Raw genomic sequence first — 9830 nt, forward strand, 5'->3', positions numbered from 1 at the left:
GAAAGCTACAGCATCCCATTGATGATTTGATCGTCACTCCAGTAAATTTTACAGTGCTCCAGATTATCCAATTCATGTTGGAATATACTCTCGCCAAAACAAATTTTCACGCCGCGGTGGAGTTTTCTTTTAACCGACACCGAACCGAAATAGTCAATGTGCCCCTGTTTTTCTTCTTTTTCTATTTCCGCCTTTATTTCATTAATATTGTTTTGTAACGCGTTAATCTGTTTATCAATTTCTTTTTTTATGACCGTCAACTGTTTTAGGGCATCGTCGTCCTGACTGTTTTTTCTAATATCTTTTCTTTCCTGATCCAATATCAACGATTTTACTTGCGTTTTTTTCTCAAAGGTGGCTTTCATTTGAAGTTTTTTTTCTGCCATCTTCTTATTTAAATTCTCAATCACATCCATGTTGACGGTATTTTCTCCCAGAATCCGAATAATGGTCGGCAGTTCTCTTTCATTGCCAATTTCTTTTGCGGTCAGCTCGCCGGTTAATTGTATTTCTCCGCCAATAATGATTTCCCGGGATCCGGCCAGTTCAATATTTCCCATGCAGGTTATTTGACCGTCAATAATGAAATCGACCGTTATATCTCCCCCAACGCTGATATGAGCCTTTTCAATATAATTACAGCGCAGATCTTTGCCGATTTTGATTTGACCTGAGCGACCCCCATAAATGCCTTTGGATATCAGCACATTTCCCGCAACTTCTATTTTAGCTTCTTCGACCACACCTTTTACAATCAGGTTTCCCCCTGATTTTACTGAAAACCCACTGCAGACATCGCCATCAATGGTCACATCCCCTGAAAAGGAGATGTTTCCTGTTGAAAAATCGACATTTGATGAGATATGCAGCATCTCGTTAATATGAATGGTATTACCGATAAACTTTACAATTCCATCACAGGTTGCGATTAATTTAGTATCGCCTTCGATCAATTCGGTATTTTTTCCGGTTGGAACCGCTGGCCCTCTGCCATTCTTTGCCGAAATAACTTCTCCATAGACATTGATCCCGTCGGTACCTTCTTTTTCTTTTGTTATTTCACACAGTATTTGATTTTTCGCCACCATCTGAAAATAGTTTAAATTTTTGTAGTCAATTTTCTGCTCTTCATCTTCGTTATATTCAGGATGATATTCCGAATCTTTTTTTATAAAATACTTAACCCCGCCATCTTTTCCATCAACGACTGCTTTCCCTTCAGCTACTTTTATCTTAATATTGTAAATTGGGCGATGAGCTAACTTGGTTAAGGCCACTTCATTAATCCCAAATTCAACTTTATTTTGCTTAAGATGATCAATTATTTGTTCTTTTGAAAAAGCAGGTGATTCCTCTGCCTGTTTTGAAAATTTGATAAAAGCCACCATTTGATCCTCGCTAACGATGACTTTTATTGCACTTTGATGATCTTCTTTTAAATCCTTCTCTTCATTCATAATCCATCCCCAATTGATTTCATTTACGTGTACTCAATCACAAATTAATCTCATTCCATTTTATCTCAGTTGATTAACGACTTTTTCCATATCATCTGTTGCTTGAAGTATTTTCGAGTTGAAAGAAAAAGCTTTGGAAGCTTCAATCATTTTTGTCATTTCTCCTGCCAGATCGGTTCCGGAAGATTCTAAATAACCGGTTTTAATCGTGCTTTGATTGTCGACAGTCGCCTGTCCGGATACATTTGTTGCTGAATATTGATTGCTTCCCATTAACTGCAGACCGTAAGGATTGGAAAAGCTAAAAAGTCCAATTGAATTAGCATCAAATCCATTCGTCATATTAATGGGGTTATTATCTTTCCCTAATACATAATTTCCTTCTGCGTTGACAAGATATTTCTGATCACCCTCAACACTGACACTAAAGGCCCCATCTCTGGTATAAGTAACCGCATTTGTACTCTTGTTTTGAACAGCAAAAAAGCCGTTCCCATCAATCGCACAATCTAATGGCATATCCGTTTTTTCTTGACCACTTTCGGTGAAATTAATTCCGTTTTTCTCAACTTTAGCACCGAGTCCGGTGCTGATGTTCGTGCCTGACCCACCATCGATATTTTCATACAATAAGGATGAAAACGCTGTTACTTGGGGTTTGAAAGCAGTTGTGTTAACATTGGCGATATTATTGGCAATGTTATTAAGGTAATTTTGCTGGCTGATTAAACCGGAACTTGCTGCATAAAAGCCTCTGATCATATTGGTATTTTCCCTTCTTTTCTAAATAATTATTTTGTAATTAACCAAGTTTTCCCACTTTATTCGCAGCGATCTCCGCGATTGAATCGAATATTTTCAGCATCTGGGTACAGGATGTAAAATGATTTTGTCTTGAGATAATCTCACTCATCTCTTTTGTCATATCAACATTAGATTTTTCAATGGACCCCTGGACAACACTGTAGGTTCCATTTTGAGCTGCCTGAAAACCATTCTGGCTCTGAAAATAGCCTTCGCCAACCTGGGTAAGGTCCGTTCCATTGGTCACGGTGGCAATATATAATTTTCCGCTCGCTACGCCGTTTTGCGTAATGGTCCCATCCGAACCGATGGTGAAATCACTGCCCTTTAAATTGATCGGCTGTCCGGCGCTGTTCAAAACATTTCCAACCCCCGGAAGCGTCAGGTTTCCCGTCTGGTCCAGTTCAAATTGTCCGTTTCTCGTCAGCACCTGGCCATAGGTCGCGTTTTGAACAACAAAAAACCCCTGGCCTTGAATGGCGGCATCCACACTTCTTCCGGTTTCTTCAAAACTTCCCTGGGTAAAATCCGTAAATTGACCAGCGTCAACTGTAATGTACGTTCCTGTCCCAATATCAGTTTTTGCAATATCCGGGTCGGTACTCATTCTTGAAATAAGATAGTCACCAAAACTCGATTGAATTGTCGATTGGCTTTTATAACCGGTTGTTGCAATATTAGCCACATTATTGGACATGACATTGATTGCTTTTTGTCCTGAGAGCATACCGGCGGCAGCTGAATAAGATCCTCTATCCATTTATTTTACCTCTTTTCTCATATTATTAATAGTTTTTTAATCTATTTTTCATTTTTATCATCGCCTGGGAATGTATTTGCGATACTCGGGATTCGGTGACCCCCAGTACTTCGGCAATTTCTTTTAATTTTAAATTTTCATAATAGTACAGCGATACAACCAATCTTTCTTTTTCTTTCAATTGATCGATGGCTTCCGCCAATTTTGACTTAAGTTCATTATATAAAATGTTTGATTCCGGCGAATCATCCGCTCTTTCTTCGGTAATCAGCGGGGACACTTCCATCATTTTTTCATTTATCGCTTCTTCATAAGACAGGACAATTGAATTATGCCTTTGCTGGAGTATCTTTTGCAAATTTGCTTCTGATATGCCCATTTTTTCTGAAATTTCTTTATCCGTCGGCTCTCGTTCAAGTTCTACATATAACACGCCATAAGTTTCTTCTAAAACTTTTGAAAGACTGCGCTGACTTCGCGGAACCCAATCCTGCTTGCGCATAAAGTCAATAATCGCACCTCTGATTTTCAACGTCGCAAATGTTTCAAATTTATTTCCCATTTGCGGATTAAATTTTTCTACCGCATCAATCAGCGCAATCATCCCCTGATTAACCATATCATCCATCTGGCCAAAATTGTTGTAACTGCCCCTAAATCTTAACACATTTTTTTTTACCAGACCAGTATATTGCAGGACAATCTCATTTCTGACTTCTGTACTTTTGGTTTCTTGATACAATTGCCATTGATCTATATTATTCTCTTCTGCCTGATTCATTTAGACACTCCTTAATTTCTAAAGGATTCCAGTAACTTATTTTTCCAGCTTAATCATCCCAATCACCTGAATTTGAATCGTCGTATCAATTTCGTTAAAGGACAGCACGGTTAAATCTGCCATGAATTGTTCAATTAACCGTTTGAAATAGATCCGCACAATCGGTGATGTGAGAATAATCGCATGATCAACGATCTCCTTGAGTTTTTCAATTTGTTCTGTCACTTTTTCGACAATCGATTGGACAACCTGAGGATCGATTGCCAGGTAGGTGCCATGTTCGTTTTTCTTGGCTGAATTTAGAATAATATTTTCAATTTCCTGATCCAACGCAATGACCTTGATGCTGTTGCCGTCGGTGTATTTTCTGGTAATGGTTCGCTTTAGCCTTTGTCTCACATATTCGGTGAGCATATCGGTGTCTTTAATGGTGGTTCCATGATCACCCAGTGTTTCTAAGATACTCTCTAAATCTCTGATGGGAATGCCTTCACGGAGAAGATTAACCAATATTTTTTGAAAATCGGCAATGGAGACGATGTTTGGAATCACATCGTCGACAATCGCGGGATTTGTTTTTGAAATATTTTCCAGTAAGGTGTTGATATCCTGCCGGCTTAACAGCTCATGCATATGTTGTTTAATCACTTCTGTCATGTGGGTAATAATGACTGAAAGGGCATCAATAACGGTATAGCCGAACACCTCTGCCATTTCTTTTTGATCTTCGGTAACCCATTTTCCCTTAATTCCATAAGCCGGTTCAATGGTTTCGATTCCGTCAATCGGTTCACTGTTGTTCCCCGGATCCAGGGCCAGAAAGTATCCTACCAATACTTCTCCTTTGGCAATTTCTTCCCCTTTTATCTTGATGATATATTGATTTGGGTTAATGAGACCGTTGTCTCGAAGCCTTACGGTTGGGATGACAACGCCCATATCCATGGCAAACTGTTTTCTAAAAATAACAATGCGATCGATAAAATTACCAGAGCTTTCCTCCGCTACCATTGGCAGCAGCGAATAGCCAAATTCCATTTCAATCGGTTCAACCCCAATAATATTATAGACATTATCAATATTGCGATAGAAATCAACTTCACTGGTTTCCTGTTCTGCCAGTTGCGTCATTTGATCGACTTCCACCACCTCTACCTTGACATTCGCTTTTCTAATCAGAGTAATACCCAATCCACCTAGGATGACTGCCAACAACAGGATTTGAAACTTCGGTGTTCCCGGTATTAATGACAGCGCGGCAATGGCACATCCAGCAATAATTAAAACCTTGGGTTGGGACAATAATTGTCTTTTTAGATCCTCATTAAGGTTGCTTTCTGAAGCGGCTCTGGTAACAACCATTGCCGTCGCCACGGAAATCATCAGTGCCGGCACCTGACTTACCAGACCATCTCCAACCGTTGCGATGGAATAAACGGACAGAACTTCGGTAATCGACATGCCACCTTGAACCATCCCAATAATGCTTCCCGCGATAAGATTAACAACGGCAATAATAATCGAAGCAACGGCATCGCCTTTAACCAATTTGGTTGCCCCATCCATTGCACCATAAAATTCAGCTTCGCTCTGGACATCTTTTCTTCGCTGTTTAGCATCTGCATCCGTTATGGACCCAGAATTTAAATCGGCATCAATAGCCATCTGTTTTCCCGGCATTGCATCTAATGTAAATCGTGCTGATACTTCCGCAATTCGTTCAGCACCTTTGGTGATAACAATAAATTGAACAATGATAATAATAATAAATACGATAAAACCAACAATTGGATTTCCGCCGAGAACAAAACTCCCGAAGGTGGCAATAACCTGACCTGCCTGACCACCGTTTGATAAAATAAGACGGGTGGAAGAGATGTTTAATGCCAGTCTCAGTAACGTCGTGATCAGCAGCATGGACGGGAATATTGAAAATTCCAAAGGTCCTTTAATGTACATGGTCGTCAGCAAAATAATCAAAGATAACGAAATATTAGTAATAAACATAAAATCAAGAAAGAATGGCGGTAATGGTATGATGATAAATGCGATTACCATTACTACAAATAGAGCTACAATATTTTCAATAATTTTCATGAGATTATTTTTCCTTCTTTTTATTGCTGTATACCCATGCCATTAGTTCTGCTACGGCTTTATAGAGCTCTGCCGGTACATAGTCATTGATTTCTGCTATTTCATATAAGCCTCTTGCCAAAGGTCGGTTTTCTTGAATTGGAACCCTGTTTTTTTCTCCGATTTCGATAATTCGAAAGGCAATATGGTCTTTTCCTTTTGCTATAATAATAGGCGCTACATCCTTATCCATATCATATTTCAAGGCAACTGCATAATGCGTTGGGTTTCTGACAATAACATCGGCTTCGGGCACCGCTGACATCATCCGATTCATACTCATTTCCCGCTGTTTATTTCTTCTTTGGCCTTTTACATGGGGATCGCCTTCGGTTTGTTTATATTCATCTTTTATTTCCTGTTTTTCCATTTTGAGCTTTTTATTATAATCATATTTTTGATAGGCAAAATCGAGAATCGCGACAACAACAAAAATCATACAGATTGTTTTAACCATCGACATGGTTTCATTCATCAAAAATGCTGCATTTTCAGCTAATTCCGTGGTCATCATATCTGGTGCCAGAGGAATCAAACTTTTTATCGTGGTGTAAATTGCGACTAAAATCAAGGTTACTTTCATGATGGATTTAGCCAATTCAACCAGAGACCTCAATGAAAACAATCGTTTTATCCCGGTAAAAGGATTAATTTTATTAAATTTTGGTTTTAGCAGTTCCCCTGAAACCAAAAAACCCGTTTGTGCTCCCACCATAATGATCATACTAAAGGCGATAATCAACATGATTGGCAGTGTTGATATAAAAAAAGTTTTCGCTACTTCCCGAAACATTTGATTGCAGGATATCACTGTCAATGTCTGAGTATCAGCGATCTTATCCATCTGGGCGAAAAAAAAGTTTTTAACTTGCAAATAAATAAACGGCACCAATTGACTGGTTAGGAAAAATCCCACAAACAGGATGACAACTGAGACGACATCCTTGCTTTGGAAAGCATTTCCTTTTTTGCGCTCATCTTTTACCTTTTTCGGGGTCGCTTTTTCAGTTTTTTCTCCAGCCATTTTATTCTCCGATAATTCGTTTGATTACATGAAAAATGAAAGTATTTGAGTGATTTTTTCCATCATAATCATGTTTATTTTAGTCATAAAGCCTGCCAGAGTTGGTATAATTGTAAGAATTACAATCAATCCAATGATTATTTTAAGTTGCAGGTTAATGACAAACACACTGATGTTCGGTACTAATCGCATCATGACTCCCACTGCAAATTCTGCGATAAGCTCAGTAACGATGATCGGTATAGCAACCTGTAAAGCATAGAGAAAAATATAACCGATGAGTTCTACAAAAAAAACTCCGACGCGCTGGTCGATATATCCAAAACCCACAGGGATAACCTGATAGGACTTAATAACAACATTTATCAGCGCCAGGTGACAGTTAGAAACAAAAAAAAGCAAAACATACATTGCCCCAAACATGTTTCCTGTTGCTGTAATATTGGCCTTTGAAGCGGGGTCATACATGGATGCCATGCTCAAACCGATTTGCATATCGATCAATTCTCCGCTGATTTGGAAAATGGCGAGAAATGATTGCATGATCAAGCCGATAACAAAGCCGATAACGAAGCCTTGAAGCATTGCGCCCATGAACTCAATGATGGTATAGTCGATGACTTGAGTACTTCCAATACTGTAAACCGAGAACATGGCGATAACCAAAGATAAACCTATTTTTAGTGTAGTAGGAACACTGCTTCTGCCAAAGATCGGATTAAAAAAGATTACTCCAGCGGCCCGGCAACTGGCTAACAGAAATATCAAATACTGATTCATATCAAACGTCACTAGCATCACCCATTTTTATTATCTTTTAAATCTGTGTGGCAATTAACTCGAAAATTCGCATCGTAAAATCCATCATTTGCTGAAGCATCCATCCGCCACACAAAACAAGTGCTATTGCCACAATAGCTAATTTAGGAACAAAGGTCATGGTTTGTTCGTTGATGGAGGTTGCTGCCTGAAAGATTGCGATAATGAGCCCCACTGCCATTGTCAGTAAAAGAATCGGGGCGGCTACTTTTAATCCAGTAATAACGGCATCTCTAAAAACCTCAATTAAAGCTGATGTATCCAATCTGATTCTCCTTTCTTAGTGATATGTCATAATCAACGTTTTGACAATCAGACCCCAACCATCCACGACCACAAATAACATCAGTTTAAAGGGTAATGAAATCATAACCGGCGGCAGCATAATCATCCCCATGGACATCAGCACGCTAGCGACGATCATGTCGATAAGTAAGAATGGGATATAAATTAAGAAACCAATAATGAAGGCTCTTTTAAGCTCACTAATTACAAACGCTGGAACAACAATGGTCAAGGGTAAATTCTGTGCGGTTAGGTTTTCCACCTCTGTTTGACCTGCCTGTACCGATAGATTTTTAAACAAATCAACAGAATCTGTTGTCGTCTGTTTTAACATCCATTCTTTTATCGGGGATGAAGCAAGATCAATAAACTGCGTTGTATTGATGGTTCCGGCATTATAAGGCTGCAGTGCCACCTCATTAATTTTCATCATTACCGGGGACATTACAAAGAAAGTAATGGCCAACGCCAAACCAACCAGAACCTGATTCGGTGGCGTTTGCTGCAAACCTAAGGCGTTTCTTAGAAACGAAAGGACAATAACAATTCGTCCAAAACAGGTCATCATGAGTAAAAGCGTTGGAATAATGGCGATCAGCGTCATTAACACAATAATTTTTACCGTATCCGAGCTTTCTCCAGCTAAAAGGCTTTCAATCGATAAATCTGCACAATACACTTTTGTCATGGTAAGAAAAAACAAAAAGGTGATGACCGGCATTATGACTAGGGCTTTTTTGATAAGCGCTTTTCCTTTGTAAATTGTTTTTTTTCTTATATTCATGCTATTTTTCCTTTTGAGAAAATGTTTTAAACATGCTCAAAAAGCTTTCTTTTGATATTTCTTGTTTTTGTGGGATGGTAATCGGTTCTTCAAGCTGTGTCAAAATCTGAATGTTTTGTTCACTGATGCCAACCATATACTGAATTCCCTGAACTTCAATAATTACAATCGATCCCGTTTTACCAACGATCAGTCTGTCAACCACTTTTATATGCTTTGCACCGGTCAGAGATCCATGTGTTTTAGCAAACCGGGTGGCATACCACCGGCTGCCATAATAGGTTAAAACAATCACGCCGACAGTTCCTAAAAGTGCCAAAACTACAGAAAAGATATCGCTGCTGCTCAACTTTGGACCTTCTTTCTTTTATTTCCCAAGCGCACTGTTAACTGTTTGAATTAATCGATCTGCTTTAAATGGTTTGACAATAAAGTCCAATGCTCCGCTTTTAATGGCTTCAACCACCATTCCTTCTTGTCCCATAGCTGAACACATAATAATTTTTGCTTGTGGTTCCAAAGCTTTTATGGCCTGAAGGGCCTGGATGCCATCCATTACCGGCATGGTGATATCAAGCAGCACCAAGTCCGGATGATTCTCTTTGTACTCAGCAAGGGCCACTTCCCCGTTTTCAGCTTCAATAAAATTCGAGTAGCCTCCTTTTTTAAGGCTATCTTTGATCATCATACGCATAAACGCGGCATCATCGACTATTAATATTTTGTCCATTTTTTTCTCCTTTTATCCATTTCATATCCTGGTTATTTTTTTTGATTCATTTCTTCTTTTACCTTTATTATTTCAGTGATTTTCACACTGTAATTATCGTCTACAACAACAACGTCTCCTTTGGCAATCAAACGACCATTAGCGATCACATCAACCTGATCCCCAGCCTGTCGATCCAATTCAATAATATTTCCCAGGGTTAGGTCGGCGATATCTTTTATTTTCTTTCTTGTTTTTCCCAATTCAACAG

General features: G+C 39.0%; 12 protein-coding genes. All 12 read right to left on the minus strand.

What is annotated here, in order from left to right:
- Window positions 1–5: 5 nt before the first annotated feature.
- Entirely contained in the window at window positions 6–1457 is a 1452-nt protein-coding gene (locus FZC40_RS12975) for a DUF342 domain-containing protein (protein ID WP_148605005.1), read from the minus strand.
- A 60-nt stretch (window positions 1458–1517) separates the two neighbouring features.
- Complete coding sequence (locus FZC40_RS12980) at window positions 1518–2219, minus strand: flagellar hook-basal body protein (RefSeq protein WP_148605007.1); 702 nt, start codon at window positions 2217–2219, stop codon at window positions 1518–1520.
- Between the two features lie 40 nt (window positions 2220–2259).
- Complete coding sequence (locus FZC40_RS12985; RefSeq protein ID WP_148605009.1) at window positions 2260–3021, minus strand: flagellar hook-basal body protein; 762 nt, start codon at window positions 3019–3021, stop codon at window positions 2260–2262.
- Between the two features lie 25 nt (window positions 3022–3046).
- Window positions 3047–3802, minus strand: a complete 756-nt coding sequence (locus FZC40_RS12990; protein ID WP_148605012.1) for a sigma-70 family RNA polymerase sigma factor — start codon at window positions 3800–3802, stop codon at window positions 3047–3049.
- 36 nt (window positions 3803–3838) lie between these two features.
- Window positions 3839–5899 carry a flagellar biosynthesis protein FlhA gene (flhA, locus tag FZC40_RS12995; protein WP_148605014.1) on the minus strand — a complete coding sequence of 687 codons (2061 nt, stop codon included), beginning with the start codon at window positions 5897–5899 and terminating at the stop codon, window positions 3839–3841.
- A 4-nt stretch (window positions 5900–5903) separates the two neighbouring features.
- The gene (gene flhB / locus FZC40_RS13000) at window positions 5904–6962 is read right to left on the minus strand and encodes a flagellar biosynthesis protein FlhB (RefSeq protein ID WP_148605016.1); all 1059 of its coding nucleotides are present in this window, start codon (window positions 6960–6962) and stop codon (window positions 5904–5906) included.
- Between the two features lie 24 nt (window positions 6963–6986).
- Entirely contained in the window at window positions 6987–7754 is a 768-nt protein-coding gene (gene fliR, locus FZC40_RS13005; protein WP_186843729.1) for a flagellar biosynthetic protein FliR, read from the minus strand.
- 25 nt (window positions 7755–7779) lie between these two features.
- Window positions 7780–8046 carry a flagellar biosynthesis protein FliQ gene (gene fliQ, locus FZC40_RS13010; RefSeq protein ID WP_148568223.1) on the minus strand — a complete coding sequence of 89 codons (267 nt, stop codon included), beginning with the start codon at window positions 8044–8046 and terminating at the stop codon, window positions 7780–7782.
- Window positions 8047–8061: 15 nt separating this feature from the next.
- Window positions 8062–8850, minus strand: a complete 789-nt coding sequence (gene fliP, locus FZC40_RS13015) for a flagellar type III secretion system pore protein FliP (protein WP_148605021.1) — start codon at window positions 8848–8850, stop codon at window positions 8062–8064.
- A 1-nt stretch (window position 8851) separates the two neighbouring features.
- Window positions 8852–9199 (minus strand): FliO/MopB family protein, encoded by a 348-nt coding sequence (locus FZC40_RS13020; protein WP_148605023.1) that lies wholly within the window; start codon window positions 9197–9199, stop codon window positions 8852–8854.
- 18 nt (window positions 9200–9217) lie between these two features.
- Window positions 9218–9580, minus strand: coding sequence for a response regulator (locus FZC40_RS13025; protein ID WP_148568221.1), 363 nt, complete (start codon window positions 9578–9580; stop codon window positions 9218–9220).
- Window positions 9581–9612: 32 nt separating this feature from the next.
- Window positions 9613–9830, minus strand: a 218-nt coding sequence (locus FZC40_RS13030; RefSeq protein ID WP_187389068.1) for a FliM/FliN family flagellar motor switch protein, incomplete at its 5' end; no start/stop codon positions are given.

The sequence above is a fragment of the Acetobacterium tundrae genome, assembly GCF_008086615.1.
Classification (GTDB): domain Bacteria; phylum Bacillota; class Clostridia; order Eubacteriales; family Eubacteriaceae; genus Acetobacterium; species Acetobacterium tundrae.

Coding starts and splice junctions, on each gene's coding strand:
- FZC40_RS12975 (WP_148605005.1), bottom strand. CDS start 1,457: ATGAATGAAGAGAAGGATTTAAAAGAAGATCATCAAAGTGCAATAAAA.
- FZC40_RS12980 (WP_148605007.1), bottom strand. CDS start 2,219: ATGATCAGAGGCTTTTATGCAGCAAGTTCCGGTTTAATCAGCCAGCAA.
- FZC40_RS12985 (WP_148605009.1), bottom strand. CDS start 3,021: ATGGATAGAGGATCTTATTCAGCTGCCGCCGGTATGCTCTCAGGACAA.
- FZC40_RS12990 (WP_148605012.1), bottom strand. CDS start 3,802: ATGAATCAGGCAGAAGAGAATAATATAGATCAATGGCAATTGTATCAA.
- flhA (WP_148605014.1), bottom strand. CDS start 5,899: ATGAAAATTATTGAAAATATTGTAGCTCTATTTGTAGTAATGGTAATC.
- flhB (WP_148605016.1), bottom strand. CDS start 6,962: ATGGCTGGAGAAAAAACTGAAAAAGCGACCCCGAAAAAGGTAAAAGAT.
- fliP (WP_148605021.1), bottom strand. CDS start 8,850: ATGAATATAAGAAAAAAAACAATTTACAAAGGAAAAGCGCTTATCAAA.
- FZC40_RS13025 (WP_148568221.1), bottom strand. CDS start 9,580: ATGGACAAAATATTAATAGTCGATGATGCCGCGTTTATGCGTATGATG.